The 26583-nt window shown below is 70.1% G+C and carries 24 protein-coding genes; 12 read left to right on the forward strand and 12 right to left on the reverse strand.

Annotated elements, in window-relative coordinates; translation table 11 throughout:
• Positions 1 to 6: 6 nt before the first annotated feature.
• Both AB0N22_RS00675 and AB0N22_RS00680 read right to left on the reverse strand, forming a co-directional pair.
• A complete protein-coding gene (locus tag AB0N22_RS00675; protein ID WP_364634652.1) occupies positions 7 to 1248 on the reverse strand; it encodes an FAD-binding protein in 1242 nt (413 codons plus the stop codon).
• A 21-nt stretch (positions 1249 to 1269) separates the two neighbouring features.
• Complete coding sequence (locus tag AB0N22_RS00680) at positions 1270 to 2841, reverse strand: ABC-F family ATP-binding cassette domain-containing protein (protein WP_364634655.1); 1572 nt, start codon at positions 2839 to 2841, stop codon at positions 1270 to 1272.
• 130 nt (positions 2842 to 2971) lie between these two features.
• Between AB0N22_RS00680 and AB0N22_RS00685 the strand changes: the two genes are divergently transcribed.
• The gene (locus tag AB0N22_RS00685) at positions 2972 to 3238 is read left to right on the forward strand and encodes a hypothetical protein (protein ID WP_364634658.1); all 267 of its coding nucleotides are present in this window, start codon (positions 2972 to 2974) and stop codon (positions 3236 to 3238) included.
• 21 nt (positions 3239 to 3259) lie between these two features.
• On the opposite strand, the gene AB0N22_RS00690 is transcribed toward AB0N22_RS00685, so the two are convergent.
• The gene (locus AB0N22_RS00690; protein ID WP_364634660.1) at positions 3260 to 5341 is read right to left on the reverse strand and encodes a prolyl oligopeptidase family serine peptidase; all 2082 of its coding nucleotides are present in this window, start codon (positions 5339 to 5341) and stop codon (positions 3260 to 3262) included.
• Positions 5342 to 5411: 70 nt separating this feature from the next.
• Between AB0N22_RS00690 and mshB the strand changes: the two genes are divergently transcribed.
• From mshB to AB0N22_RS00710, 4 genes are read left to right on the forward strand one after another with little or no spacing between them, the layout of a single operon-like run.
• Positions 5412 to 6317, forward strand: coding sequence for an N-acetyl-1-D-myo-inositol-2-amino-2-deoxy-alpha-D-glucopyranoside deacetylase (gene mshB / locus AB0N22_RS00695; RefSeq protein ID WP_364634663.1), 906 nt, complete (start codon positions 5412 to 5414; stop codon positions 6315 to 6317).
• Position 6318: 1 nt separating this feature from the next.
• Positions 6319 to 6654, forward strand: coding sequence for a hypothetical protein (locus AB0N22_RS00700; RefSeq protein WP_364634665.1), 336 nt, complete (start codon positions 6319 to 6321; stop codon positions 6652 to 6654).
• Complete coding sequence (locus AB0N22_RS00705; protein ID WP_364634668.1) at positions 6651 to 7184, forward strand: flavin reductase family protein; 534 nt, start codon at positions 6651 to 6653, stop codon at positions 7182 to 7184. The genes AB0N22_RS00700 and AB0N22_RS00705 overlap by 4 nt, the downstream gene beginning before the upstream one ends.
• A complete protein-coding gene (locus AB0N22_RS00710; RefSeq protein WP_364634671.1) occupies positions 7181 to 9313 on the forward strand; it encodes a VanW family protein in 2133 nt (710 codons plus the stop codon). The genes AB0N22_RS00705 and AB0N22_RS00710 overlap by 4 nt, the downstream gene beginning before the upstream one ends.
• 25 nt (positions 9314 to 9338) lie before the next feature.
• On the opposite strand, the gene AB0N22_RS00715 is transcribed toward AB0N22_RS00710, so the two are convergent.
• A complete protein-coding gene (locus AB0N22_RS00715; RefSeq protein ID WP_364634674.1) occupies positions 9339 to 10187 on the reverse strand; it encodes a 3,4-dioxygenase subunit beta in 849 nt (282 codons plus the stop codon).
• 41 nt (positions 10188 to 10228) lie between these two features.
• Entirely contained in the window at positions 10229 to 11209 is a 981-nt protein-coding gene (locus AB0N22_RS00720; protein ID WP_364634676.1) for a GNAT family N-acetyltransferase, read from the reverse strand.
• Between the two features lie 96 nt (positions 11210 to 11305).
• Between AB0N22_RS00720 and fdxA the strand changes: the two genes are divergently transcribed.
• Both fdxA and dapC read left to right on the forward strand, forming a co-directional pair.
• The gene (gene fdxA / locus AB0N22_RS00725; protein WP_364634679.1) at positions 11306 to 11629 is read left to right on the forward strand and encodes a ferredoxin; all 324 of its coding nucleotides are present in this window, start codon (positions 11306 to 11308) and stop codon (positions 11627 to 11629) included.
• Positions 11626 to 12732 carry a succinyldiaminopimelate transaminase gene (dapC, locus tag AB0N22_RS00730; protein ID WP_364634682.1) on the forward strand — a complete coding sequence of 369 codons (1107 nt, stop codon included), beginning with the start codon at positions 11626 to 11628 and terminating at the stop codon, positions 12730 to 12732. The genes fdxA and dapC overlap by 4 nt, the downstream gene beginning before the upstream one ends.
• Before the next feature lie 69 nt (positions 12733 to 12801).
• Here dapC and AB0N22_RS00735 read toward each other — a convergent pair whose 3' ends face one another.
• The 3 genes from AB0N22_RS00735 to AB0N22_RS00745 are packed head-to-tail and all read right to left on the reverse strand — an operon-like array spanning position 12802 to position 15758.
• Positions 12802 to 13626 (reverse strand): hypothetical protein, encoded by an 825-nt coding sequence (locus AB0N22_RS00735; protein ID WP_364634684.1) that lies wholly within the window; start codon positions 13624 to 13626, stop codon positions 12802 to 12804.
• Between the two features lie 14 nt (positions 13627 to 13640).
• Entirely contained in the window at positions 13641 to 14585 is a 945-nt protein-coding gene (gene dapD, locus AB0N22_RS00740; RefSeq protein WP_364634687.1) for a 2,3,4,5-tetrahydropyridine-2,6-dicarboxylate N-succinyltransferase, read from the reverse strand.
• Between the two features lie 24 nt (positions 14586 to 14609).
• Complete coding sequence (locus AB0N22_RS00745; RefSeq protein ID WP_364634690.1) at positions 14610 to 15758, reverse strand: LCP family protein; 1149 nt, start codon at positions 15756 to 15758, stop codon at positions 14610 to 14612.
• 156 nt (positions 15759 to 15914) lie between these two features.
• Between AB0N22_RS00745 and AB0N22_RS00750 the strand changes: the two genes are divergently transcribed.
• Together AB0N22_RS00750 and AB0N22_RS00755 are read left to right on the forward strand one after the other, a co-directional pair.
• Positions 15915 to 17348, forward strand: coding sequence for an LCP family protein (locus tag AB0N22_RS00750; RefSeq protein ID WP_364634693.1), 1434 nt, complete (start codon positions 15915 to 15917; stop codon positions 17346 to 17348).
• 95 nt (positions 17349 to 17443) lie between these two features.
• Complete coding sequence (locus AB0N22_RS00755; RefSeq protein ID WP_364634696.1) at positions 17444 to 18847, forward strand: LCP family protein; 1404 nt, start codon at positions 17444 to 17446, stop codon at positions 18845 to 18847.
• A 26-nt stretch (positions 18848 to 18873) separates the two neighbouring features.
• Here AB0N22_RS00755 and AB0N22_RS00760 read toward each other — a convergent pair whose 3' ends face one another.
• From AB0N22_RS00760 to AB0N22_RS00775, 4 genes are all read right to left on the reverse strand, one after another.
• Complete coding sequence (locus AB0N22_RS00760) at positions 18874 to 19662, reverse strand: ABC transporter ATP-binding protein (protein ID WP_364634699.1); 789 nt, start codon at positions 19660 to 19662, stop codon at positions 18874 to 18876.
• Entirely contained in the window at positions 19652 to 20509 is an 858-nt protein-coding gene (locus AB0N22_RS00765) for an ABC transporter permease (RefSeq protein WP_364634701.1), read from the reverse strand. The genes AB0N22_RS00760 and AB0N22_RS00765 overlap by 11 nt, the downstream gene beginning before the upstream one ends.
• Before the next feature lie 81 nt (positions 20510 to 20590).
• Positions 20591 to 21256, reverse strand: coding sequence for a TIGR03089 family protein (locus AB0N22_RS00770; protein WP_364634704.1), 666 nt, complete (start codon positions 21254 to 21256; stop codon positions 20591 to 20593).
• Positions 21253 to 22029 carry a 2-phospho-L-lactate transferase CofD family protein gene (locus AB0N22_RS00775; protein ID WP_364634706.1) on the reverse strand — a complete coding sequence of 259 codons (777 nt, stop codon included), beginning with the start codon at positions 22027 to 22029 and terminating at the stop codon, positions 21253 to 21255. Before AB0N22_RS00775 ends, AB0N22_RS00770 begins: the two co-directional genes overlap by 4 nt.
• A gap of 117 nt (positions 22030 to 22146) precedes the next feature.
• Between AB0N22_RS00775 and AB0N22_RS00780 the strand changes: the two genes are divergently transcribed.
• From AB0N22_RS00780 to AB0N22_RS00790, 3 genes are read left to right on the forward strand one after another with little or no spacing between them, the layout of a single operon-like run.
• Entirely contained in the window at positions 22147 to 22401 is a 255-nt protein-coding gene (locus tag AB0N22_RS00780) for a WhiB family transcriptional regulator (protein WP_056212467.1), read from the forward strand.
• A 39-nt stretch (positions 22402 to 22440) separates the two neighbouring features.
• Positions 22441 to 25239, forward strand: coding sequence for a glycosyltransferase family 2 protein (locus AB0N22_RS00785; RefSeq protein ID WP_364634710.1), 2799 nt, complete (start codon positions 22441 to 22443; stop codon positions 25237 to 25239).
• Positions 25236 to 26579 carry a DUF5719 family protein gene (locus AB0N22_RS00790; RefSeq protein WP_364634713.1) on the forward strand — a complete coding sequence of 448 codons (1344 nt, stop codon included), beginning with the start codon at positions 25236 to 25238 and terminating at the stop codon, positions 26577 to 26579. Before AB0N22_RS00785 ends, AB0N22_RS00790 begins: the two co-directional genes overlap by 4 nt.
• Positions 26580 to 26583: the final 4 nt, after the last annotated feature.

The raw sequence follows: 26583 nt of genomic DNA on the forward strand, positions 1-26583 counted from the left end.
ACCACGTCAGCGGCCGAGCCACTCCGAGGTCTGCTCGTTGGCGAACGTGCCGGTCGGGTCGAGCCGGTCGGCCAGCGACCGGAACTCGTCGATCCGCGGGTAGGCGGCCCCCAGGCGCTCGCGGTCGCTCTGGAACACCTTGCCCCAGTGGGGCCGGGCGGCGAACGGCGCCAGCGCGTCGTCGAGGGCTGGGAGCAGAGCCGTCACCTCGGGCACGTGCATGCGCCAGGTGAAGTGGATCGCGAGGCAGTCGACGCCGTGGCTGGGGCTGAGCCACAGGCTGTCGGCGGCGATCGTCCGCAGCTCACTGACGAACAGGTGCGGCCGGATGACCGGGGCGAGAGAGCGTACGGCGTCGATCGCGGCGGCGGCGTCGAACCGCGGCACGAGGTACTCGCTCTGCAGCTCCTGGCCGTTGCTCGGCGTGAAGCCGAGGCGGAAGTGCGGCAGTCGGTCCCACCACACGCCCGGTGCGCCGAGCTGGCTCGTGGTGAACTCCGCCGACTCGTCGGGCAGCGGGTGCAGCTCACGGCTCGCCGGCGTGGCGCCGAAGAACGTCGCGGGCGGGGTGACGTCGGCCCGGGACTTCAGCCATGCCTGACCGGCGCCCGCGTCACCCCAGTCGGTGAACATGCTGACGCTGTACGCGCTGGAGGTGATCGCGTCGAGGTGGTCGGCGATCGACTCCCAGGACACCCCCTCGTACACGTCCTGGCGGACGTCGAACGTCGGCACGATGTCGAGGGTGACCTTCGTGACGATGCCCAGGCAGCCGAGCGAGACGACCATGCCGTCGAAGTCGGGGTCGCCTCGCCGCACCGTCAGCAGTGAGCCGTCGGCGGTCACCAGCTCGAGGCCGGCGACCGAGCTCGCGAGGCTGCCGTTGTGATCACCCGAGCCGTGCGTGCCGGTCGCGATGGCCCCGGCGACCGAGATGTGGGGGAGCGACGCGAGGTTGTGCAGCGCCCAGCCCGCCCGGTCCAGCTCTTCCACGAGCTCGCCGTAGCGAAGGCCCGCCGAGACCGTCACCTCTCGCGCCGAGTCGTCGACCTCGACCAGAGCCGGCAGGCCGGCGACGCTGACCTGTACGCCGGTCGTGTCGGCGATGCGGTTGAACGAGTGCCGGCTGCCGAGTCCGCGCACGTGAGGCTCGGCTGCGACGATCGCGGCCAGCTCGTCGACCGTGCGGGGCGTCCGCAGGGCTGATGCGGCGTAGGTGAGGTTGCCTGCCCAGTTGGTCTCGGTCATGTCACCAGTGTGCTGGGCGGGTCACACCTCGATCCGCCGGGTGAGTCCGAGGTCGTCGAGGAACCGCTGGTCGTGACTGACGACGACGAACGCGCCGCGGTACGACTCCAGCGCCTCGACCAGGTGCCGGATGCTCGGCAGGTCGAGGTTGTTGGTCGGCTCGTCGAGCAGCAGCAGCTGCGGCGCGGGCTCGGCCAGCAGCAGGCACGCGAGCGTCGCACGCAGTCGTTCGCCGCCCGAGAGCGTCGAGGCCGGCTGGTCCGCGGCCCTGCCTCTGATCAGGAACCGGGCGAGCTGGGCGCGACGGTCGTTCTCGGTCGTGCTCGGCGCGATGAGGGCGACGTTCTCGGCCACCGTCAGCGAGCCGTCGAGCAGGTCCATTCGTTGCGGCAGGAGGCGGATCGGCACGTGCGCGCGCACCGAGCCGGCGGCGGGCGCCTGGTCACCTGTGATCGTGCGCAGCAGCGACGTCTTGCCCGTGCCGTTGCGCCCGGTCAGCCCGATGCGCTCGGGCCCCCGGATCTCGAGGTCGAGCTCGATGCTCCCGTACGCCGGACGGACGCCATCGAGCGTCAGCACGTTGCGCCCTGACGGGACGACGGTGTTCGGGAGGTCGACGCGGATCTCGCGGTCGTCGTGCACGAGCTCCTCGGCCTCGATCAGCCGGGTATTCGCGTCCTCGATCCGATCCTCATGGACGCCGCGCAGCTTGCCGGCGGACACCTGGGCCCTGCGCTTGTAGTTGCCCATGGCGATCTTGGGCATCCGCTTCTCGGCCCAGGCCTTCTCGCCCTGCTTGCGGCGGGTCGCGAGGACCGACTCGGCCTCGATCCGGTCGCGTCTCTGAGCGCGCAGGTCGGCCTCGGCCGCGCGTACGGCCCGTGCTGCCGCCTCCTGCTCGACCGCGACAGCTGCCTCGTAGTCGTCGAACCCACCGCCGTACCAGCGCACCGAGCCGCCACGGAGCGAGCCGATGTCGTCCATCGCGTTGAGCAGCTCGCGATCATGGCTCACCACGAGCAGGGTGCCCCGCCAGGCTGCGACGATGTCAATGAGCCGCTCGCGTGCTGCGGTGTCGAGGTTGTTGGTCGGCTCGTCGAGCAGCAGGACCGACGGCCGGGTCAGCAGCCGGGCGACCAGCGAGAGCAGGACGAGCTCACCTCCGGACACCGACGAGACCGGGCGGCCGAGGCCCAGGTGGCCGAGCCCGAGGCGGGCGAGCTCGGCCTCCGTGCGCTCGGCGATGTCCCATTGGTCGCCGATGACGTCGAAGTCCTCGATCGCGGTCGAGCCCTGCTCGACCCGTCCGAGTGCCGCGAGCGTATCGGCGATGCCGAGGACGTCGGACACCGTCTGGTCCGGGTCGGCGCCCGGGTCCTGGGGCAGGTAGGCAACGGTGCCGTCCACGCCGATCGAGCCGCGCTGGGGCACGAGCTCGCCGGCGATGAGCCGAAGCAGCGTGGACTTGCCCGAGCCGTTGAGCCCGACGAGGCCGTGCCGGCCCGGGCCGACGCCGAGATCGAGCCCGTCGAGGACGGTCGAGCCGTCGGGCCAGGAGAACGAGAGGTCGTTGACAGAAAGTGATGCACGCATGTGCGCTCCATGAGGTCGATGGGTGCGCAGGCCACTGGGGGCTGCTGCGCGGGATCTGACCTCAGAGCTTCAACGGACCGGCTACCTGTTCCTCAGGGGATGTGTGCGGCGTTCATCGTACGCTCTTCCCGTGCTTGGAATCTACTTCGACTCCGACGACGACGCGGAGGAGCTGGTCAAGGCTCTCGAGGGCGAGGGCTACGCCACGACCCTGAGGCGCGAGGCGTTCGCCGGCGAGGAGGACTGGGAGGACCGCGCGTGGGTGCTCCTGGTCGAGCCGTTCGACGACCGGGTCGTCGAGATGGTCGACGTCTACGGCGGCTGGCTTCCCGGTGACGACCGCCTCCCGGACGACCCGGCGGCCCTGCCGGACCAGCCCAAGCGCCTCAAGGACTGACAGGCTCGAGGACGGGCCGGCTCACGTGCCCAGGTGGTCCTTGAGGAACTGCACCTGCAGGAGCTTGAGGTTCTCGGCCACGACCTCCTGCGGGGTCATGTGCGTGACCCCCGACAGCGGCAGCACGGTGTGCGGCCGACCGGCAGCGAGCAGCGCCGACGACAGCTGCAAGGTGTGCGCGGCGACCACGTTGTCGTCGGCCAGTCCGTGGATGATCATCAGCGGCCGCTCGAGGGCAGGGGCCAGTGGCAGGAGCGAGTTGCGGTCGTAGACCTCGGGCTGCGTACGAGGATCGCCGAGGTAGCGCTCGGTGTAGCACGTGTCGTAGAGCCGCCACTCGGTCACCGGGGCCCCCGCCACGGCTGCATGGAACACGTCGGGGCGCTTGAGCACTGCGAGGGCGGCGAGGTAGCCGCCGTACGACCAGCCGGTGATCCCGACCCGCGTCGTGTCGACGTCGTCCGGGTACGCCTCGGCGACCGCCTCCAGCGCGGCGACCTGGTCGTCGAGCGTCACGGTGGCGAACTCGTTCATCACCGCGCGTTCCCAGGCGTGGCCGCGGCCCGGGGTGCCACGGCCGTCCGACACGACGACGCAGAATCCCTGGTCGGCGAGCCACTGGGCCTCGAGGAACGCCCGCGCCGAGGCCAGCACGCGCTGCGCGTGCGGCCCGCCGTACGGGTCCATCAGCACCGGCAGACGTCGTGAGCCGGGCTCATGGCCGGCCGGGAAGAGGACGGCCGTACGCAGCTGGTGCTCACCCGCGGCAAGCAGCGTGACGACGGGCTCGTGAGGCGCCGGCTCGGCCAGGACCTCGATCGGGACCGGCTCGGCATCCTCCCGGTGCACCGTGACGGTCGTGCCGACGGCCTCCAGACCCGACCGGACCACGACGGTGGTGGGACCACTGATGACGGCACCGTGCACGGCCGCGCCCTCGGTGATCGGCGTGACGCTGCCGTCGAATCCGAACCTGACGACGTGCACCTCGGTGGGCTCCTGCGACGCCGACGCCACGACGCAGTCCTCGAACACCTCGACGATGCCGCGAACCTGCCACCCTTCGGGGGAGACGGCCTCGCCGTCGCGCAGCACCCGGCGCCACCCGGCGGCGTCCTCGATCGTCACGAGCGAGCCGTCAGGGGCGAACCGAGGTGCCGAGGACTGCTCGACCCACGCCGGGTCGGACAGCTCCCGCAGCACCGTCGTGCGTCCGGTGGTGACGTCGACCGAGAGGATCTGGGCGGACTTCTGGTCGCGGCTCAGGACCTGGATCACGGGGTCGCCGTGGCGGTTCCACGTCACGCGTCCGAGGTACTCGTACGTCGCGTGGTCCCAGGTGATCTCGGTGCGATTGCCGTCGAGGTCGACGTGCCACAGGGTGACGTCCGCGTTGGGCGTGCCGGCGGCGGGATAGCGCTGGGCGACAGGCTCGCGCTCGGGGTGCTCCGGGTCGGCGATGTGCCACGTCTGGACGGACGCCTCGTCGTAGCGCTCGACCAACAGCGATCCGCCGTCGGGCGCCCACCAGAAGCCGCGGAAGCGCTCCATCTCCTCGGCTGCGATGAACTCGGCCTGGCCCCACACCTCGGTGGCGGACTCCGGCTCGGCGAGGGTGCGCTCGTCCTGCCCGTTGACGCCGATGACGCGGAGCGCACCGCCCGAGGCGTACGCGACGCGCCGCCCGGTCGGATCGAGGCGAGGGTCGATGACCGCGCCGACGCTGGGCAGCGCGTGCACGGCCTTGGCGCCGAGGTGCACGGCCCAGAGCCGTCCCGAAAGCGCGAAGCAGGCCCAGCGACCGGTCTCGTCGACGTCGTAGCCGACCAGGCCGGCGGCCGACTCACGGCTGCGCTCGCGGCGAGATCGTTCCTCGGCCGAGAGCTGCTCGCCCTCCTCGCCCAGCAGCGCGACGGGGTCGACGAGGATCGTCTCGGTCCCGGCGGCGACGTCGTGCTCCCAGAGCTGGCCCGTGCGGGTGACGCCGTCCGGGGTGCGGATGAAGCGGACCGTGCCGCCGTCGGGGGACACCGTGATGTTGCGCGGGATGCCAAGGGTGAAGCGCAGGGTACGGGCGGCCAGGCGGGGATAGGAGACGGTCATGCCTCCGATCCAATCACGCGGTCAGGTGTGGGCCCCGGTGCCGTCGGTGCCGGTCAGTAACCTTGGACCCATGACCTTGAGCGACCGGCGGATCCTGCTCGTCCACGCCCACCCCGACGACGAGTCGATCGGCAATGGCGCGACGATGGCCAAGTACGTCGCCGAGGGCGTGCAGGTCACGCTCGTGACGTGCACGGCCGGCGAGGAGGGCGAGATCCTGGTCCCCGAGCTCGAGCACCTCGCGGCCGACCGCGACGACGCGCTCGGCCCACACCGCGTCCAGGAGCTCGCCGCGGCGATGAAGGAGCTGGGGGTCACCGACCACCGGTTCCTCGGTGGTCCGGGACACTTCCGCGACTCCGGCATGAAGTGGGCCGACGACGGCAGCGCGACGGCGGCCGACGAGACCCGTCCCGACACGTTCTGGCACGCCGACCTGACAGTCGCTGCCGACCTGCTGGTCGAGATCATCCGCGAGGTCCGCCCCCAGGTCTTGGTGACGTACGACCAGTTCGGCGGCTACGGCCATCCCGACCACGTCCAGGCCCACCGCGTGGCGACCTACGCTGCGGCGCTGGCCGCCGTGCGCTCCTACCGCCCCGAGCTCGGCGAGGCCTGGGACGTCCCCAAGATCTACTGGTCCGCGATGTCCAGGACGCAGATGGCCGATGGCATCCGCAAGCTCCGCGAGGCCGGCGACGAGACGACGTTCGAGGGGTGGGACCCCGACAACCTGCCGTGGGGCCAGACCGACGAGGAGCTCGACGCCAAGGTCGACGCCAACGACTACGCCGACGCCAAGATGGACGCCATGAAGGCGCACGCGTCGCAGATCACCGTCGACGGGCCGTTCTTCGCGTTGTCCAACAACGCCGGCTCCGAGGTCTGGGGCACCGAGTACTACCGGCTCGCCAAGGGCACGCTCGGTCCGGTCGGACCGGACGGTCTCGAGGAAGACCTGTTCGCCGGCCTCTGAGGTGAAGCGCGCAGCACTCCTCGTCCTCGGGGCGTATGTCGGCGTCGTGGGTGCGTTCGTGCACCGGCATCACTGGCACGCGGCCGGCGTCGACTGGCCCTGGGGCCTCGTCCTCGCGATCGTGGTGACGTACGTCGTGGTGCTCGCCGCCGATCGCATCACCAAGGTCGGTGGTGCCTGGTTGGGACTCGGCTGGGGCCTTGTCCTGCTGGTGCAGCAGCTCTCACCGGGCGGCAGCTATCTCGTCGCCTCGGACTGGGTCGGCTGGTCGTTCACGATCGGCTGTCTGGGGGCCATCGTCGTCGGGGTCGCCCGCACTCCTAGGCTTGAGCAATGACCGCGTCGGTGGACCAGACCGCATTTCGCGGTGCGCTTTCACGGTTTGCCAGCGGCGTCACGGTCGTCTCGACGGTGCACGACGGTGTCGACCACGCCATGACCGCAAGCGCGTTCACGTCGGTCTCGCTCGACCCGCCGCTCGTCCTGGTGTGCTCGCACAAGACGAGTCGTTTCCACGATGCCGTGCTGACGACCGGATTCTGGGGAGTCTCGATCCTCGCCGAGGAGGGCATCGCGGCATCGGCCTGGTTCGCGCACCGTGGCCGGCCGCTCGACGACCAGCTGCAGGGCATCGCCTACCACCGCGGCGTGTCGGGCGCGGCCCTGCTCGACGAGTCGCTGGCCTGGTTGGAGTGCACCACGGTTTCCGTCACGGACGGTGGTGACCATACGATCTTGGTCGGTGCGGTCACGGGAGCGGCGGTCCGCGACGACCTCGACGATCCACTGCTGTACTACCGCTCGCACTACGGCACGATCGTGCGCCTGCCCGCCTCCGAGAAGACTGTCTACGGGAGCAACACATGACCGACAAGCCTGACGAGGACCTCACGCCGGACGACGCGCCGCGTGCCGGCGAGGGACCGGTCGACGGCGATCCGGCCGTCCCTTCCGAGGAGGTGCCGGCCGGGGCCGACGACGCCGACCTTGCCGGCGAGGGTGATGCGGCAGTCGAGCCCGGCCTCGTGGTGGAGCACGACGAGGAGATCGAGCTCGACGACGTACCCGACGTCGAGCCGGCCCACGAGCTGCAGCCCGGCGAGGACGCCGTGCTCGACGAGGCCGTGGCGAGTCCCGACGGCGACGACGACGGCACTGACGAGGTGGACGACGCCGATGCCGACGGCGTGGACGACGAGTCGGACGAGGTCCTGGCCGCTCCCTCGGACTGGCAGGAGGCGGCCGACGACGCGGGCGATGACAGCACGGACCTGCAGCCACCCGCAGAGGACGGCGACGAGGGTGGGTCCGCTCACTGGGGCAGGCGCATCCTGCTCGGACTCGTGCTCGTGCTCGGCCTGCTCTACGTCGGCGGCTACTTCCTCACGGGTTCCCGCATGCCGGCCAACGCGACGATCGGCGGCGTCGACGTCAGCGGCAAGTCGCCCGCGGCGGCGCGCGCCGCGGTCGACGACGCCCTGTCCCCGCGCGTCGACCGCGAGATCGTCCTGACACACGGCAAGACCGAGTTCCCCGTGCAGCCCAAGGCTGCGGGGCTCGCCTTCGACCTCGACCGGAGCATCAGCGAGGCCGGCGGCGAACGCAGCTGGAACCCGGTCGACATGGCGGGGCTCTTCTTCGGCGAGCACGACAGCGACCCGGCCCTCGACGTCGACGAGGCGAAGCTTCAGAGCGCGATCGGGACGATCGGCGAGACCGTCAACCGTGAGGTCGTCGAGGCGCAGATCACCTTCCCCAAGGCCGAGCCCAAGCCGCGCGAGCCAAAGGCGGGCCGCGTCATCGCCCGGGCCGACGCCGCCGAGGCGATCCGCGACGCGTACCTCGTCAGCGACGAGCCGGTGAAGGTGCCCATGGCGACAGTGGAGCCCGCGGTCGACTCCGAGGGTCTGGCTGACGCGATGAAGACGATCGCCGAGCCGGCCGTCAGCGCGCCCATCACGATCCGCGTGGGCGACAAGAAGGTCACGCTGCCGGTGTCGGCCTATGCGCCTGCGCTGGTCGTGCGGGTCAAGGAGGGCGCGCTGCAGCCGTACCTCGACCCCAAGAAGCTCGCCGAGCCGCTGACCGACTCGACGACGGGCATCGGCAAGAAGGCCGTCGACGCGACCGTCAAGATCGAGGACAACAAGCCCGTCATCGTCCCCGGCAAGGAGGGCGTGGGCCTGCAGCCCAAGGAGATGGCGGTCAAGCTGCTTCCGGCGTTGACCGAGTCGGGTTCGAAGCGGTCCGTCGAGGTCGAGGCCAAGGTCGTCGAGCCGCTGTTCACGACGGCGGACGCCAAGGCACTGCGGATCAAGGAAAAGATCAGCAGCTTCGAGACGCAGTTCCCCTACGCCGAGTACCGCAACACCAACCAGAGCCGAGCCGCCGAGCTCATCAACGGCACGATCCTCAAGCCCGGCGAGACGTTCAGCTTCAACGACACGGTCGGCGAGCGCACCGCGGCCAACGGCTTCGTCAACGGCACCGTCATCAACGGCGGGGTGTTCCGCGAGGAGCTGGGCGGCGGCGTCTCACAGGTCGCGACGACCGCGTACAACGCCGGCTTCTTCGGCGGCATGGACGACGTCGAGCACCACCCGCACGCGTTCTACATCAACCGCTACCCGGTGGGCCGCGAGGCGACGGTCTACTTCGGCAACCTCGACCTGAGGTTCAAGAACCCGACCAAGTACGGCGTCCTGATCCGTGCCTACGTCGTCAAGAGCACGCCGTCGTCGGCCGGCATCATGCACGTCGAGCTGTGGAGCACCAAGGTCTGGGAGATCAAGGCCGGCCAGTCCGAGCGCCGCAACGGGCGCACCCCGGGCAAGCAGTACGACGACACCGACCGTTGCGTGCCCCAGGACCCGATCCCGGGCTTCGACATCGACATCTATCGCTCGTTCTACAAGGCCGGCAAGCGGGTCAAGACCGAGACCGACACGGCCCGTTACCAGGCGGCCGACCACGTGATCTGCGGCAAGAAGCCCTAGGGCGACTGACGCACGCGAGCGGTGGTCACACCGCGACGTTGAGCCTGATCGTCATGCCGTCGTCCACGGTGCCGGTGACCGTGGCCATCTGCAACGAGTGGCCGTCGCTGAAGACCAGGTCGGAGGCGAGGGTCGTCTGCTTCATCGTGTCGGCGCTCTGCTCGTAGCCGGGGCTGGCGTAGACGACGTCGCAGGCGTCCTCGGGCAGGGCGAGCTGCGACGTGCGGAGCTTGCCGGTCGCCTTCTGCGCGTCGGCGGCGGACCGGTAGACCTCGAAGTGCATGTGCGGCCACCGGCCCGGATAGGCCGCGGGAAAGATCGACGTGAAGGTCAGCCGGCCGTCGGCGTCGGCGGCCTGGACCCCGCGCAGGTAGTTCTCGTCGGCGATCTCCGAGTCGTACATCGAGTAGCGGCCCTCACGGTCGCAGTGCCACAGGTAGACGGCGGCGCCCTCGTACGGCGCGACCTCCCTGCCGTTCAGGTCCAAGACCGTCAGCTCGATCGACACCCGGACGCCCTCGGCCGTCGTGCTGGTGCCGCCGAAGCTCGACCGGATGTCGCTTCGGACGACCCCGGTCTCGGCCAGCACGTTGACGCCGTTGGACCCGTCGGCCGGGTACGGCCCTCCGGTCTCGGCGGGCACCTCGTCCGCGACGGTCGCGGTCGAGCCGCCGCTGGAGGAGCCGCCGCTCGGCGACGGCGTGCTGGTCGTGGTCGTCCCGCCCGCGGAGTCGCTGCCGCTGCAGGCAGCGAGTGCGGCGGCGAGCCCGGCGCCGGTCAGCAGCCCCAGCGCTCGGCGCCGGTTCAGCAGTGCCGGCAGGTCGTGGGAGAGTCCCAGATCGTGCTCGTGAGGGCCGTCGTGATCGTGCGTCATGCCATCACCGTACGAGCCGGGGCTGAGGGGTGGCGGTGCCTTCACTGTGCGGAGTCTGTGGGCGCGGGCGCAGGACCGGGCTCGAGGTAGCGGTAGTCGTGGTGATCCACGAACCCGTACGGCCGGTAGAGCGCGAGGGCGGCGTGGTTGGAGTGCATCGTCTGCAGGTACGCCTTGTCGGCGCCGTGCTCGACGGCCCAGCCGAGGGACGTCTCGACGACCCGGCGCGCCAGCCCCTGGCGGCGGTGGGCGGGAGCCACCTCGACGCAGGCGATCCCGGCCCATTCACCGGTCACCACGATGCGCCCGATCGCGACGGCCGGCGACCCGATCGACACGAATCCGACGGTCTGCGGGCCTTCGAGCACGGCCCGTGCGGCGACCGGATCGTTGACCCGGCCGTAGTTCGCGAGCCAGTCGTCGTCGACGGTGGAGGCGACGCGCGCGGCCGGATCGCTGTCGTAGGCGGGGTCGAGGTCGGCGACCTGGACGACCGCCCCGCCGTGATGGCCGGTGATCGGCACCCAGCCGGCTGCGGTGAAGGCGCGCTCCTCGGGTGAACCCACCACGACCTGGGCCAGGGCGGGGGAGTCGTGCGACGCGTAGAACTCACGGACCCGGACCAGCGCCTGCTCGAAGGGCAGCCCCGGATCCCCGTGGACCGCGACGGAGTTGGCCCGCCCGGTGAAGCGCCCGGACGTACGCAGCTCCCACTCGCCGAGCGGGACCGACTCGATCGCCGGCCAGCCGCGAGAGGTGATCCTGGTCAGGTCCGCGACCTCGATGTCCAGGGCCCTGCGACGGCGCAGCGGCCGGTCCGGGACCTCCTTCCACGTCACGACGTCGGTCAGCGCAACGACCTCCGTACGGCCGTCCCGCCGTTCGACGGTGACCGTGGTCGCGTCGACCGCCCGCACCCGCCCGATGACGTCGTTGAGCTCCGGTCCTCCGGACGGCCCGACATGGCCTGTCTCATGACGCAGCACCACGCGCCGACCGATGGCTCCACCGTCTAGGCTCATGACCCAAGACTTCCATGCACGGTGAGGCGGACCTCAGTACCGGGTCGGTTGCCGGACCCGCGATACTGGTGTCAGCTCGTCGAAGGAGAACTGCTCGTGACGTACGTGATCGCCCAGCCCTGTGTGGACCTCAAGGACCGCGCTTGTGTGGACGAATGTCCCGTGGACTGCATCTATGAGGGCAACCGGATGCTCTACATCCACCCCGACGAGTGTGTCGACTGCGGTGCCTGCGAGCCGGTGTGCCCCGTCGAGGCGATCTTCTACGAGGACGACACGCCGCCGGAGTGGAAGGACTACTACACCGCCAACGTCGACTTCTTCGACGACATCGGCTCGCCCGGCGGCGCTGCCAAGCTCGGCGTGATCGACAAGGACCACCCGCTGATCGCCGCTCTGCCCCCGCAGCCCCAGGAATGACCTCGAGGGGCAACGTCTCGGCGCGGTTCCCGGACTTCCCCTGGGACACCTTGGCGAGTGCCAAGGCACGGGCCGCCGCGCATCCTGGCGGCCTCGTCGACCTGTCGATCGGCACGCCGGTCGACCCCACGCCCGAAGTCGCCCGTGACGCGCTGGTCGCCGCCTCGGACGCTCCCGGCTATCCCACGGTGTTCGGACCGGAGCCGCTGCGCCAAGCCGCGGTCGACTGGATCCAGCGACGCTTCGGCGTACGCGGGCTCGAGCCGTCGCAGGTGCTGCCGACCATCGGCTCCAAGGAGCTCATCGCCAACCTCCCCGTGCAGCTCGGCCTCGGCGCAGGTGACCTCGTCGTCGTGCCCGAGCTGGCCTATCCGACGTACGAGGTGGGTGCCCGCTACGCCGGTTGCGAGGTCGTCGCCGCCGGCTCGACGGTGTCCCTGGGCCCGCGGGTCCCGGCGCTCATCTACCTCAACTCGCCGGCCAACCCGTCGGGACAGATCCTTCCGCCCGACCACCTGCGCAAGGTCGTCGAGCGGGCCCGCGAGCGCGGCACGCTGGTCGTCTCCGACGAGTGCTACCTCGAGTTCGCCTGGGAGGGTGAGCCCGTCTCGGTCCTGCACCCCGACATCTGCGGTGGCTCGTTCGACGGCATCCTCGCGGTGCACTCCTTGTCGAAGCGGTCCAACCTCGCGGGCTACCGCGACGCGTTCGTGACCGGCGACCAGGCGATCGTCTCCGAGCTGCTCGAGGTCCGCAAGCACCTCGGCTTCATGATGCCGACGCCGATCCAGGCCGCGATGGCAGCTGCCCTCGCCGATGACGAGCACGTCGACGTGCAGCGCAGGACGTATGCCGCGCGCCGTGCCGACCTGCGCCGGGCGTTCGAGTCTGCGGGCTTCACGATCGAGCACTCACACGGCGCGCTCTACCTCTGGATGACGCGCGGCGAGCCGTGCCGCGACACGATCGACTGGCTCGCCGACCGCGGCATCCTCGCGGCGCCGGGTGACTTCTACGGTGCCGCCGGGGCCCAGCACGTACGCGCTGCGTTCACGGCCACCGACGAGCGCGTCGCCGAAGCCGTCACCCGCCTGACCCGCTGACCCCCAAGTTTTGTGACGAACCTCGTCATTTCCGGCTAGTACATGACGAGGACCGGCGCAAAACTTGGGTCAGTTCGTGGAGACCCGTACGGTGTCGGAGTCGAGGCCGGAGTGGGCCGTCCAGCCGTCGTCGGAGTCCTCGGCGCTCCAGGCCCGGTTGCCGAACGAGATGTCGGTGATCCGCAGGCGCGACGCGTTGCCGACGAGGTAGTGCGCCAGGGCCCAGCCGCGGGCCTTGACGTCCGAGGCCCCGCCCTCGAGCGGGTAGGACGCGTCGTCGCCGTCCGTCTCGGCGGTGATGTCGCCGAAGGCCGCCTTGACGTCCGCGGTCACCCGGGGGATCGTGCCGCTGCCCTTGGGGTTGATCTGGCAGGTGAAGGTCGCCGGGCTGTAGCCCCGCAGCGCAGAGGCGAGGGCCCGCGCGTAGTCCTCGTGCTGTGCGTAGGCGCTGGGATAGGCCGAGCGCTGCACCCGCTGGGCCGCGTCGGTGATCTGCAACCGCTCGTAGCCCCTGACCTTGACGAGGGCGTCGTAGAACCGGCCGATCGAGTAGTAGGGGTTCAAGATCTGCTCGATCGTGCCCCAGCCCTGCGACGTACGTTGCTGGAAGAGCCCGACGGAGTCACGGTCACCGAAGTCGATGTTGTGGATCTTGGACTCCTGGAAGGCCGTGGCGATCGCGATCGTGGTGGCCCGCGGCGGCAGCCCGCGGCGTTGCGAGATCGCTGACATCAGCGACGCCCACCTGGCCTGCTCGAGATCGATCTCCGCGCGTACCGTGCCGACCTCGGCGACACACGACTCGCTGCGCAGCGGCTCGCGGTCACGCAGCACGACCGCGACCATCACCGTGGCGGTGATGAGCGCGAGGACGACGAACCAGCGGAACCGCACGAAGGGGCGTGCTCTCAGTTGGCGTGCAGGTCGGCGTTGAGCTCGATGCCTGTGCGTTCGCCGCGCGGGCGGGCCTCGATCGCGCCGGTCTGGCTGTTGGTGAGGAACAGGATGCCGTCCTGGCCCGAGAGCTCGGCCGCCTTGACGACCGAGCCGTCGGGCATCGACACCTTGGAGCCCGCCGTGACGTAGGTGCCGGCCGCGACCACGCAGTCGTTGCCGAGCGAGATGCCGATGCCGGCATTGGCGCCGATCAGGCTGTTCTGCCCGACGGTGATCACGGTCTTGCCGCCCCCGGACAGGGTGCCCATGATCGACGCACCGCCACCCACGTCGGAGCCGTCGCCGACCGTGACACCCGCAGAGATGCGGCCCTCGACCATCGCGTGACCGAGGGTCCCGGCGTTGTAGTTGACGAAGCCCTCGTGCATCACCGTCGTGCCCTCGGCGAGGTGCGCGCCGAGGCGTACGCGGTCAGCGTCGGCGATGCGCACGCCGGACGGAACGACGTAGTCCGTCATGCGGGGGAACTTGTCGATGCTCGTGACCTGGACGTGCAGGCCCGCACCGCGGGCGCGAACCCGGACGGTCTCGAAGCCTTCGACGGCGCACGGCCCGAGCGACGTCCACACGACGTTGGTGAGCAGCCCGAAGACCCCGTCGAGGTTCTGTCCGTGCGGTGCGACCAGCCGGTGCGACAGCAGGTGCAGGCGGAGGTAGACGTCGTACGCGTCGGTGGGCGGCTGCTGGAGGTCCGGGATCACGGTGTGGACGACGGCCTTGTGCACCTCGCGGATGGCGTCCTGGCCGGCCAGCGCCGTGAGCTCGCCCGGCTCGGGATCGCCGTCGGGTGCGGCGCCGAGCCGGGGCTCGGGATACCAGACGTCGAGGACCGCACCGTCGAGGGTCAGGGTCGCGATGCCGTAGGCGTACGCGCCGGGATGATCCGCAGAAGTCATGTCCCCCAACCTATCTGGGGACGGCTAGCGCTTCGGCAGGCCGTCCTTGGTGCACAGGTTGCCGATCCGGTCGGTGCGATCCTGCTTGATCAGGTCGAACATCTTGGGCGCGCGATCGGGGTCCCAGTTGACCGCGAAGTCCCGCAACGGCACGGTGCAGTTGAGCCCGTCGCCGCCCATGGATGCCGACAGGGCGAGCGCGAACCGGAACAGCGCGATCGGGCTGACGTCGTCCCCGATGCGCAGGGAGCCCGAAGCGCCCTTGGCGACGCTCAGGTAGCGGACGGGGTTGAGGACGGTCCAGGGCGACTTGGCCTCGGCCGAGATCGACCCCAGCACCTCGCGCTGGCTCTGCACGCGCTGGATGTCCTGGGTCGCGTACGAGTGCCGGTTGCGCGAGTAGGCGAGCGCGGTCTTGCCATCCGCGTTCTGGCAGCCCTTCTGCACATTCAGGCCGGAGTCCTTGTCCTTGATGCGCTCCTTGGGGCAGATCTCGACGCCACCGAGGGAGTCCACGACCTTGACCAGCCCGCCGAAGCCGACCTCGATGTAGTTGTCGACGTGGATGCCGGTGTTGTCCTCGATGGTCCGGACGAGCAGCTTGGGACCGCCGAAGGTGTACGCCGCGTTGATCTTGGTGCGTCCGTAGCCGGGGATGTCGACGAGCGAGTCGCGGGGGAGCGACATCAAGACGCTGGGCCCGCTGCCGGTCTGCAGCAGCATGATCGTGTCGGTGCGGCCGCGGCCCCCGGTGTCCCCGCCGGTCGTCAGCTCCTTCTGCTCGGCCTTGGTCAGGCCGCGGCGGCTGTCGGAGCCGACCAACAGGTAGGTCGTGCCGGGCTGGTCGTCGGGACGGCCCGAGGCGGGAGAGGCATCGACCTTCTCGATCTGCCCCCAGGCCCACCAGGGGACCGCGACGAGGAAGACGACCCAGGCCAGCACGAGGATCCCGAGGATCCGGCGGCCGTTGTGGCGCTTCTTGGGCTTGCGCGGTCCGGACGGCGGCTCGTCGGCGATCCGGCGGCCGGGAGGGGGCAGGTTGGGCGGTGGCAGGTCGGACGCGGCCTGACGCGGCACCGGCCGGGTCGGGCTGTCCGATGGCGGCACCTGACGGGTCGGCTTGTCCTCGCCGTACAGCCATCCGTACTCGCCGTCGGGACGCTGATCTGACATGAGCACGACCGTACCTGACCTCGGCTCACGCGCCGGTGAGCCGCCCGCACGGACGTGCCGGAAATTCCCGAGGAACTCGGCGCGCCCTCAACCTCGACTGGAGGGTTTGTGTGGATACTGAGAATCGCCTCAGCCTCTTCCCCACGTGAGGACACCATGTCTGACGTTCGCTCGAGTGTGATGGGTGGGTCGTACGCCCGCCCGGCCGACACCTCCGCACGCATCCAGTTCCGCCGCGCCCTGACGCTGACGGCGATGACCCTCCTGATGCCCGGCTCCGCCCAGCTCGTGTCGGGCAACAAGCGGATCGGCCGCATCGCCGTGCGCGTGTGGCTCGGCTTCCTCGTCGTGGGTGGCGTGCTGCTGTTCCTGGCCATGAACTCGCGCAAGCAGCTGCTGTCGCTCGTGCTCGAGACGCCGCTGCTGCCGGTGGGCCGGTGGATCCTCATCGCCGGCGCGATCGCCTGGGTCGCGCTCATCGTCGATGCCTGGCGCCTGGGCCGGCCCCTTGAGCTACGGCGCAACCACCGGCTCTGGATGACCGGCATCAACAGCGCGCTGTGCTTCGTCACCGCCGGGACACTGTTCTTCGCCGCGCACCTCGTCGCGGTGCAGACCTCGTTCGTCGGTGACGTCTTCAACGCCAGCACCGTCTCCAAGCCGCAGGAGGGCCGCTACAACGTGCTCCTGCTCGGCGGCGACTCCGGCTCCGGCCGCAGCGGCCTGCGTCCCGACTCGCTGACGGTCGCGAGCATCGACAAGGAGACCGGCCGGACCGTGCTGATCGGCCTGCCGCGCAACCTGCAGAACGTGCCGTTCCCCAAGGGGTCGGTGATGGCCAAGCAGTTCCCCGACGGATTCAACGGCGAGGGCCAGTACCTCAACGCGATCAACACCTGGGCCAACGACCACGCGTCGCTGTTCAAGGAGAAGAACCCCGGTCTCAAGGCCACGATGGGTGCCATCGAGGAGATCACCGGTCTCAAGCTCAACTACTACGCCATGGTCAACATGCACGGCTTCTCGAAGCTCGTCGACGCCGTCGGCGGCGTGCGCATGGACGTCCAGGAGCGTACGGCGATCGGTGGCATCGGCTCGCCGATCCGCGGCTGGATCGAGGCCGGCGAGCAGACGCTGACCGGCGACCAGGCGTTGTGGTACTCCCGCAGCCGCGTGCAGAACGACGACTTCTCGCGCATGGGCCGGCAGAAGTGCGTCATGAACGCCATGCTGCGCCAGCTCAGCCCGCAGAAGGTGCTGTTCAACGTCGAGAAGATCGCCAGCTCGAGCAAGTCGCTGCTGACCACCAACATCCCCAAGCAGGATCTCGACGTGTTCGTCGACCTCGCCCTCAAGGCCAAGACCCAGAAGATCTCCAGCGTGTCGCTCGTGCCCCCGGTGATCTACACCGGCAACCCCGACTTCGCGAAGGTGCGTCGGATGATCGACCGGGCGATCGACCGGGCCGAGGGTCGCTCGTCGGTCCCCAGCGGCATCACGAAGGCCAAGCTGTCGCTGCCCAAGACCGGCGACGACGGCCGGGATCCCCGCAAGGCCAACCACAGCTCCGACCTCGGCGCTGCGTGCTGACCTGAGGAGTCGCTGAGATCACCGACGCGATGTCACAGATACCCCGTGCGTCAGTGATAATGGGTGCTTCGTCGGTCACTTCGTAGAGGGAACTCATGTCGCATCGCGCGAGTCTCCTGGGCCGCGGCTACCAGGACAACCACCTGGACTCGCCGCGCGTCCGCTTCCGTCGCGCCCTCCTGCTGTGCCTCATGACGGTCATCGTCCCCGGCTCCGGGCACATCGCCGTCGGCAGGCGGGCGGTCGGCTGGTTCGCCGTCACGATGTGGGTCGCCGCACTGGGCGGCGGCGGCTACCTGCTGTGGAAGTACCGCACGGACCGCGCCGAGGTCCTGGGCTGGTTCACCGACACCGACGTCCTCCTGCTCGCCCGGGGCGCCATCGTGGCGGTGGCGGTGCTGTGGGTCATCCTGTTCCTCGACGCCTGGCGCCTCGCGTCGCCCTATCGGCTCAACTTCATGCGCGCCGCCCTGATCACGGTGCTCAACCTCGCGATCATCGGCGGCGTGGCCGGCTCGACGGCGTACGCCTCACAGCTCATCAAGGTCTCGCGCGACACCGTCAAGACGGTGTTCAAGGCGACCAAGACCTCCGAGCCGCTCAAGGGTCGCTACAACATCCTGCTGCTCGGCTCCGACGCCCGTGCCGACCGCACGGGCGTCCGTCCCGACTCCATGACGGTCGCCAGCATCGACGCAGACACCGGCAAGGTCGTGCTGATCTCGCTGCCACGCAACCTGCAGAACGTGCCGTTCTCCAAGGGCTCGCCGATGCAGCAGCTCTACCCGAACGGCTTCAACTGCGGCGCCGAGTGCCTGCTCAACGCCGTCTACGTCACGGCCGAGAGCCGTCCCGACCTGTTCCCCAACAGCCAGAGCCCGGGGCTCGAGGCCACGATCGATGCCGTGCAGGGCGTGACGAACCTCAGGATCAACTACTACGTCATGGTCAACCTGAACGGCTTCAAGGGCCTGGTCAACGCGGTCGGCGGCGTCACGATGAACGTCAAGACCCGCATCGCGATGTTCGGCCACGAGGACGCCTGGAAGAACACCTACATCGAGCCCGGTGAGCAGAAGCTCGACGGTCAGCAGGCGCTCTGGTATGCCCGCAGCCGGGTGGGGTCGGACGACTACGACCGGATGGGTCGGCAGAAGTGCCTGATGGCGGCGATGGCGGACCAGCTCAGCCCGCAGACGGTGCTGCTGAACGCGACCAAGATCGCCCAGTCCGGCAAGGAGCTGCTCAGCACGAACATCCCGGCCAAGGAGCTCGGTCAGTTCGCCGACCTGGCGCTGAAGTCCCGCGGCCAGAAGATCCGCACCGTCTCGGTCGTGCCGCCGGAGTTCGACACCGTGACCCCGGACTTCCCACTGATCCAGGCGGCGATCCAGAAGGCGATCGACAAGTCGGAGTCGACGGTCAAGGCGACCAAGAAGCCCAAGGACACCTCCGGTCGCCCCGCCAACCAGACCGACGACCTCAAATCCGTCTGCTAGGAGTGGCGAGGGACGAGCCGCGCGCCTTACTTGTCCTGGGCCTCGTTGTAGGCGCTGATGACCTCGTTGGGCTCGCCGTCCATGACGAGCGTGCCCTGGTCGAGCCAGATGACCCGGCTGCAGGTGTCCTTGATGGACTGCATCGAGTGGCTCACGAGGAACACCGTGCCGGCGTTGTCCCGGATCTCGCGGATGCGGGCCTCGCTGCGTGAGCGGAACTTGCGGTCACCGACCGCGAGCGCCTCGTCGACGATCAGGATGTCGTGGGTCTGCACGCTGGCGAGGGCGAACTTGAGACGAGCGGTCATGCCGGACGAGTACGCCCGCATCGGCAGGTCGATGAACTTCTCGAGCCCGGAGAACTTCACGATGTCCTCGTAGTTGGCATCGATCTCGTCCATCGTGAAGCCCATCGCGAGGCCGCCCAGGATGATGTTGCGCTCGCCCGAGAGGTCCTTCATCAGGGCCGCGCCGACGCCCAGGAGGCTGGGCCGCGACGACGCGTAGATCGCACCGCGGCTCGTCGGCGTGAGCCCGACGATGGCGCGCATGAGCGTGGACTTGCCGGAGCCGTTGGTGCCGATGACGCCGATGCTGTCCTGCTCGTACGCCGTGAACGACACCCCCTTGAGCGCGTGGACGGTGCGCATCTGCTTGCCGCGACCGCGCAGCACCTTGGAGCGGCGGTCGGCAGCGGTCGGCCGCTTGCCGGTGGCGAACACCTTGTACTCGACGTGCACGTCGTCGACGACGACGACGGGCTTGCGGTCGGTGGGCGGCTGCGGTGCCTGGACCTGGGTCTCGTCAGTCGACACGGCCGTACCTCTCCTCGGCGCGCCAGAAGAACCAGACCCCGAAGCTGAACAGCACGAGCGACCACCCACCCGCGTAGAGCCAGAGGTGCGCGTCGATTTCGTACGTCGGCCCGGTGAGCAGGATGGACCGGGCCAGGCTGAGGAACTCGTGGATCGGCTGGAACTCGCTGATCGTGATGACGGTGGGGTGCTTCTCGAACCGCTCCTCGATGCTGAAGAAGATGCCGGTCGTGTAGAAGAAGAACCGGGTGAGGAACGGCAGGAAGTTGTTGAGGTCGCGCCAGTGCACCGAGAGCCGGGCCGTGATCAGCCCGAGGCCGGCGTTGAAGAAGTAGTAGAGGACGAACAACGGCAGGATCAGGACCCATTCCCACTGCGGCGGATTGCCGCTGACCAGCAGGAAGACCAGCATGATCGCGATGGTGGGCAGGAACTGCAGGAAGCGTTGTGTCACGCCCGCCAGCGGCAGCACCATGCGGGGGAACGCGAGGCTTTGCACCAGCGCCGCGTTGCTGGTGATCGCCTTGCCCGCCGTGGTCCAGGACTGGGCGAAGAACTCGAAGACGAAGACGCCGATGATCAAGAACTCGACGAAGTGCGGGGGCCGGCCGCTGGTGCCGATGAGCAGACCGAAGATCGCGCCGTAGACCAACGCGTTGAGCAACGGCTTGAGGATGACCCAGAACATCCCGAGGGAGTTCTGCTGGTTCTCCGACTCGATGCGGAACCGGGCCATCGAGAAGATGAAGATCCGGCGCTTCCACACCTCGGAGACGTAGTCGCGTAGCGGAGGGCGACCGCCGACCTTGTGCAGGCCCAGGCGCGCCGCGTCCTCGGCGATTGTCATCCGTGTGGTGTCCCTACTGTTCAGGCGTCCGGGCGTGCCTGACGTCCTGCGCCGAGGCATCGTCGAGTGTAGTGGATCGACCTACCCGGGATCGGCGCCCTCCTGCTCGCTCACGCGTGAGATCTGCTCGGGTGTGGCGGACGCCACGATGACGAGCGAGCCACCGCCCAGGCATGCTGCAGCGATCAGCTCGGCGTCGCGCCGGATGCTGCCCGGCACCACGAGACGGCGCCCGGGATCCGGTGCGACATCGGAGAGCACGTCGGCGTGCGTACGAGCGGTGCCCTCGAGGTCGAGCGCCGGCGTGGAGGGCTCCGGCGGGTCGAGAGCCATGAAGTGGTCGCCGTGGCCCGGGACCTCGGCTCCGACGTCGAGGAACCCGGCAGGCGGCTCGGCGAAGCGCCCACCCAGCGGTCGCAGCGACGCCGCAACACGTACGGGCTCGTCTGCGACGAGGTCGGGTCCGCTCAGCCCGATGTCGGCCGAGTGGTCGACGACCGCGGCGCCGACGTTCCACGCCGACAGGATCCACACCGTCGTCAGCCAGTGGCTCGGCAGCCCGATCCGGATGCGACTGCCAGGCCCGGCATCGAGCTCGTCGACGAGGAAGTTGCTGGTCTTGGCCACCCAGTTGGCCGTCGTCGTCGTGCTGAGCTCGACGCGCTCGCCCGTCGACTGGTCGTAGTAGGTCACGAGCGGCTGGGACGGGTCGGTCGCCGACCGCAGGAGCTGGTCGAGCGTCCTCATGCCGCCACGACCTTGCGGGCGCGGTCCAGCACGGCGCCCGCGTCGGCGGGCACCGGCTCGGCCCGGCCCGGATCGGGCTCACGCAGGCCGGCCACGCGGACGAGCTCGGCCGGGGCGGGGTCGTCGTGCTCGACGACCAGGACGGGGTGGTCGGAGCGGAACGACTCCCGCAGGCTCGGGGCGCGCAGCACGGGGTCGATCGCGAGCGTACGACTGCTGGGGCCGAGCACGACGACGTCGGCCGAGGCGATCGCCGTGCGGGCGGCCTCGGACGCCGACCAGGTCTCGGCGACCAGCACCAGGTCCTGCACGTCGTGGGCGTCGGGGTCGGCGAGCACCTCGCTGACGTGCACGGCACGAGCTCCGTCTGCCGCAGGCACGACGACGTGCAGCTCGGCCCGGTCGTCGCTCACCGGCAGCACCGTGAAACCGAGATCGCGGCGCTTGGCGGTCGCGGCGGTGGCGTCGGTCAACGAGTAGCCCGCGGCGAGCAGCTCGGTCCGGATCAGCTGGCCCGCGACGTCGGCGTCGGTGGGTCGCTGCCACGCGGGGGAGTAGCCGATCCCGATGAGCTCGTCGGCGACCGCGTGGGTGTAGGTCGCCCCGGGCGCCGCGAGCAGGGCGTCGAGATCGGGACATGCCTTGAGGCCCGTGGTCCAGCGGTCACGCATCGTGGGAACCACCACGACCAGCTCGTCCTCGGGCTCGAGCAGCCCGACGAGGTCGTGCATGAAGGGGGCGCCGTCCGCGCCGAGGATGACCGTGATCCGCATGCCGGCCATTGTGTCGTGCCGACCGAGGCGGCGAGCAGGCGGGCGACACGCCGGGGATTTCATGAATCTTGCCATTCGGCTTGACTTGTGACAGGTGACAGGACTGTAATTCCATGTATGTCATTCGATCTGGGTCTGCCGCAGGAGCTCGATGAGGAACTCATGTGGCAAGAGCGCGCCCTCTGCGCTCAGACAGACCCCGAGGCGTTCTTCCCCGAGAAGGGTGGATCGACGCGTGAGGCCAAGCGAGTGTGCCTCACGTGCGACGTCCGCGGAGAATGCCTCGAGTACGCCCTGGCACACGATGAGCGGTTCGGCATCTGGGGCGGTCTGTCCGAGCGTGAGCGTCGCAAGCTGAAGAAGCGGGCTTAGCAGAGAGCCCGTTGTCCTCGTCCACTAGAGTCGCTCTACGTGGACGAGACCAGCACGACGCGCCATTGGCTCGACGAACCGCCCACGGTCGGCGCCATCCTCGTGGCCCACAACGGCGCCACCTGGCTGCCCAAGGTCCTCGCCTCGTTCGCCCACATGTTCTACGCCCCGACCACCTGGCGGGTCGTCGACGTCAGCTCGACCGACGGCAGTGCCGGCCTGCTGCGCGACTCCTTCGGGGCTGAGCGCATCACCTACGCGCCATCGGGCACGGGGTTCGGCGAGGCCGTGCGCCTCGGCCTGGAGTCGATGCCCCGCACGGACTGGATCTGGCTCCTGCACGACGACTCCGCCGTCCTGCCCGGCACGTTGTCGGGCCTGCTCGACACCGCCACGTCGGCCCCGGACATCGCGGCGGTCGGACCCAAGATCCGCGAGTGGCCGTCGCTGCGCCGCCTGCTGGAGGTCGGGCTGACGATCACCGCGACCGGCTCACGCGAGACCGGTCTCGAGACGGGCGAGCCGGACGCCGGCCAGCACGACCGCCCGCGCGACGTGCTCGCGGTCAACACCGCGGGGATGCTGATCCGCCGGGACGTGTGGGACGAGCTCGACGGGCTGGACCCCAACCTCCCGATGTTCTACGACGACATCGATCTGGGCTGGCGCATCGCACGGGCCGGCTATCGCACGAGGACCGCGCCGACCGCCGTCGTGTTCCACGCCGAGTCGAGCCGTCGCGGCACCCGCGTGCGTACCGCCGGCGACGTGCCGCACTGGGAGGAGCGTCGGGCGGCGATCTACACGCTGCTCGCGAACACCCCGATGCCGCGCTTCCTGTGGCAGTACGTCCGGCTGTTCTTCGGGTCGCTCCTGCGGGTGGCCGGACTGTTGATCGGCAAGGACCCCGAGTCCGCGAGCGATGAGCTGCTCGCCCTGCGCTCGGCGTACGCGCATCCCGTCAAGCTCATCCGGGCCAGACGGCGCAGGCGGGCCACCGCCAAGCGGTCGCACCGCTCGATACGCCACCTGCTCGCGCCGTTCTGGCTGCCGTACCAGCACGGCTTCGACATGGTGCGGGACACCGCGACCGCGCTGATCAAGCCGGAGGCCGTCGAGACTGTCGGCCGCCGGTCGACGACGCTCGACCACGCGCCCGACGAGGCCGAGGACCTCGACGACGGCCCTTCGCTGCTGCAGCGACGACCGTGGCTCGCGGTCGTGCTGGTGTTCACCGTGCTCTCGGTCGTCGCCGGCCGGGGTCTGTTCGGCGGTGGGCTCCAGGGGGGTGCTCTTCTCCCGGCGCCGGGCACGGCGGGCGGCTGGTGGGAGCTGCTGCTCGGCACGCGTCACGACGTCGGGCTGCCCAGCGACACCCTCCCGCCGATCTTCGCGCTGCCCCTGGCCGCCCTGGCGACGCCCGTGTGGTTCCACCCGGGGCTCGTCGTCACGGTCGTCATGGTCTTCTCGGTGCCGCTCGCGGCGTTGACGGCTCACCGCTTCGGTCGTCAGATCAGCCCGCACCGCGCGCCCCGCATGGTCTGGGCCATCTCCTACGCGTTGTGCGTCGTCGCGACCGGCGCGGTGAGCCAAGGCCGGCTCGGCACCGTCGTGGCCCTCGTCGTGCTGCCGGTCATCGCCAACACCGCGTGGCAGCTCGCCGAGAAGCCCGGGTGGCAGCTCGCGCTCCGGCTCGGCATCTGGGTCGCGTTCGCCGCGGCGTTCGCCCCGATCGTCCTGCCCATGAGCCTCGCGGGGCTCCTGGTCCTCTGGTACGCCGAGGGTCGCTGGGTCCGCAAGCAGCTCGTCGTCGCGGCGGTGGTGCCGCTCGTCCTGCTCGGGCCGTGGCTGGCGCAGCGCGCTCTCCGCCCGTGGCGCACCTGGTGGGAAGCTGGCTACCCGGTGCCCGGCACTGCCACGGTGCGCGAAGTCGTCCTCGGTCGGGCCGGCGGGCCGGGCGCGGCCCCCGAGTGGCTGAGCCTTGGCCTCCTCGTCCTCGCGCTGGTCGCCCTGGTGCCTCGTCGCACGCGCACCGGCGTGCTGCTCTCGTGGCTCGTCGCCCTCCTGGGTCTCGGCGCGGCCCTCGTGGGAACCCTCGTCGACTACTCGACGCACGCTGGCCCGGCCGACATCACCCCGTGGGTCGGCATCCCCACGGTCGTCTGGATCGGCGGCTTGCTCACGGCCGTCCTGCTGGCGGTGCCCGCTGCCCTGTCGTGGCCACGGCCGGCCCTCACGGCGGCTGTCGTGGTCGCCCTCGTCCTGCCTCTCGGCACGGCGGGCTGGTGGCTGGTCCGCGGGGTCGCCGACCCGGTGGACGACGGCCGCGCCGACGTGGTGCCGGTCTTCCTCGCCGAGCGTCCCGGGGACACCTTGATCGTGACGGGCAGCATCGACGACGGCGTCGACTACCGGGTCGTCGCGGGCGACGGGCCGTTCCTGGGGCAGGAGGCGGTGACGGCGACCTCGTCGGACTCCGCCCGTCTGACGGCCGTGGTGCGCCGGATCCTGGCGCAGGCGACCACCGCCGACGTCGACGCTCTCGGTGAGCTCGGCATCGACTCGATCTATGCGCCGGGCGCCGACCCCGAGGTCAGTCGGCGGATCGACGCGGCACCGCGACTCTCCCCGGCCGGCAGCGACCAGCCCGGTTCGCGCGTCTGGACCTTGGCGCCGCAACCCAGGAACGAGACAGCCGCGACTCCGTGGTGGCACCGCCTGGTCGCCGCGACGCAGGTCCTGGCCTGGCTCGTGGCGATCGTGCTCACCGCACCCGTACGCCGGCGGGCGACCCCCGAGCCCTTGGGCGACGACGAGGAAGCCGAGGTCACGGCATGAAGGATCTCCGCTACCTGGTGCTGCCCCTCGCTGCAGCGCTCCTCGTCGGGCTGGCCCTCGTCGCCCCGTCGAGCTCGGACCCCGCACGGCCGCCGTCGCGCGTCACGGTCACCGAGGCGTCGTACGCCTGCCCGGCCGGCTCGACCATCACCGTGGCCGCCGGCCAGGTCCGCGCCGGGGCGGGCGCCGTCGCAAGCGTCTTCCCGGGTGGCGACCGTGATGCCGACCTCGAGGACCCCGCCACGTGGCGCACCTCGGTCGTCGACGGCTCCGGCGTCATGGTCCAGCAGCAGGGCAGGGCCTCCGGCCCCGTGGGCTTCTTCGCGGGCACGGCGCCCAAGAAGGGCGGCGGCGGTCTCGTGGTCGGCTCGTGCCCCGGTGTCGTCGACGACGCGTGGCTGCTGGGCCTCGGCTCGGGTGGGAAGCACTTCTCGACCCTCATCCTGACGAATCTCGCCGACACCCCGGCCGCCGTCGACCTGTCCCTCTGGGGCCCCAAGGGCAAGATCGACGCGGTCGGCTCCGAGGGCATCGTGGTCAAGCCGGCGTCGGTGAGGCGCATCCGCCTCGACGACCTCGCGGCGGGCGAGACCGAGCTCGCGCTGCACGTCCACCGTCGCCGCGGCTCCCTTTCCGCCGTCGTCAACGACAGCTCGACCTCGGTGTTCAGCGGCACCGAGCCGATCTCGGCGACGCTGTCCCCGCGCCGCAGCCAGGTCGTCGGCGGGCTGGTCGAGGGCACCGAGGGCCGGACCCTCATGCTCGTCAACCCCGGCCAGTCGACCGCGCGCGTCGACGTCAAGGTCATCGGCGCGAAGAGCACCTTCGCGCCCTCGGGCCTCGAGCAGATCAAGGTCCGGGCCGAGAGCACCCGATCGGTCACCGTGCCGAAATCGGCCGGTGCCGGCGCGCAGGCACTGCGGGTGACCTCGGACCAGCCGGTCTCGGCGTCCGTGCGGCTGGCTCCGGACGACGAGGACTACGCGTATGCCGAGGCCGTCCCAGCGCTGACCGGTCCGGCGATCGTGCCGGTCGACATCGGCCCCGAGATCAAGGTGCCGAGGCTGCTGCTCACGGCGCCGGGCGCGGCGGCGTCGGTCGACGTCCAGGCCTACGACGCGTCGATGCGACGTCTGGCCTCCACCGAGGTGAAGATCAAGGCCCGCACCACGACCTGGACACGGCTCGAGACCGCCGAGGCTGCGTACTACGTCGTGACGCCGCGCGGCGGCAAGGTCGTGGCCGCGGCAACGTACGTCAAGGACGACGGCATCAGCTCGCTGGCGCTCACGGCTGCGCCGGTGAAGGTGCTGAGCCCGCAGGTGCGGCCGGTCTCCTAGCCGA

Origin of the sequence: Aeromicrobium sp. NPDC092404 (genome assembly GCF_040684095.1) — a bacterium.
Lineage (GTDB): Bacteria > Actinomycetota > Actinomycetes > Propionibacteriales > Nocardioidaceae > Aeromicrobium.

Coding starts and splice junctions, on each gene's coding strand:
- AB0N22_RS00765 (WP_364634701.1), bottom strand. CDS start 20,509: ATGACAATCGCCGAGGACGCGGCGCGCCTGGGCCTGCACAAGGTCGGC.
- AB0N22_RS00755 (WP_364634696.1), top strand. CDS start 17,444: ATGTCGCATCGCGCGAGTCTCCTGGGCCGCGGCTACCAGGACAACCAC.
- AB0N22_RS00750 (WP_364634693.1), top strand. CDS start 15,915: ATGTCTGACGTTCGCTCGAGTGTGATGGGTGGGTCGTACGCCCGCCCG.
- AB0N22_RS00680 (WP_364634655.1), bottom strand. CDS start 2,841: ATGCGTGCATCACTTTCTGTCAACGACCTCTCGTTCTCCTGGCCCGAC.
- AB0N22_RS00710 (WP_364634671.1), top strand. CDS start 7,181: ATGACCGACAAGCCTGACGAGGACCTCACGCCGGACGACGCGCCGCGT.
- AB0N22_RS00720 (WP_364634676.1), bottom strand. CDS start 11,209: ATGAGCCTAGACGGTGGAGCCATCGGTCGGCGCGTGGTGCTGCGTCAT.
- AB0N22_RS00780 (WP_056212467.1), top strand. CDS start 22,147: ATGTCATTCGATCTGGGTCTGCCGCAGGAGCTCGATGAGGAACTCATG.
- AB0N22_RS00715 (WP_364634674.1), bottom strand. CDS start 10,187: ATGACGCACGATCACGACGGCCCTCACGAGCACGATCTGGGACTCTCC.
- AB0N22_RS00675 (WP_364634652.1), bottom strand. CDS start 1,248: ATGACCGAGACCAACTGGGCAGGCAACCTCACCTACGCCGCATCAGCC.
- mshB (WP_364634663.1), top strand. CDS start 5,412: ATGACCTTGAGCGACCGGCGGATCCTGCTCGTCCACGCCCACCCCGAC.
- AB0N22_RS00690 (WP_364634660.1), bottom strand. CDS start 5,341: ATGACCGTCTCCTATCCCCGCCTGGCCGCCCGTACCCTGCGCTTCACC.
- AB0N22_RS00790 (WP_364634713.1), top strand. CDS start 25,236: ATGAAGGATCTCCGCTACCTGGTGCTGCCCCTCGCTGCAGCGCTCCTC.
- AB0N22_RS00705 (WP_364634668.1), top strand. CDS start 6,651: ATGACCGCGTCGGTGGACCAGACCGCATTTCGCGGTGCGCTTTCACGG.
- AB0N22_RS00745 (WP_364634690.1), bottom strand. CDS start 15,758: ATGTCAGATCAGCGTCCCGACGGCGAGTACGGATGGCTGTACGGCGAG.
- dapC (WP_364634682.1), top strand. CDS start 11,626: ATGACCTCGAGGGGCAACGTCTCGGCGCGGTTCCCGGACTTCCCCTGG.
- dapD (WP_364634687.1), bottom strand. CDS start 14,585: ATGACTTCTGCGGATCATCCCGGCGCGTACGCCTACGGCATCGCGACC.
- AB0N22_RS00775 (WP_364634706.1), bottom strand. CDS start 22,029: ATGCGGATCACGGTCATCCTCGGCGCGGACGGCGCCCCCTTCATGCAC.
- AB0N22_RS00770 (WP_364634704.1), bottom strand. CDS start 21,256: ATGAGGACGCTCGACCAGCTCCTGCGGTCGGCGACCGACCCGTCCCAG.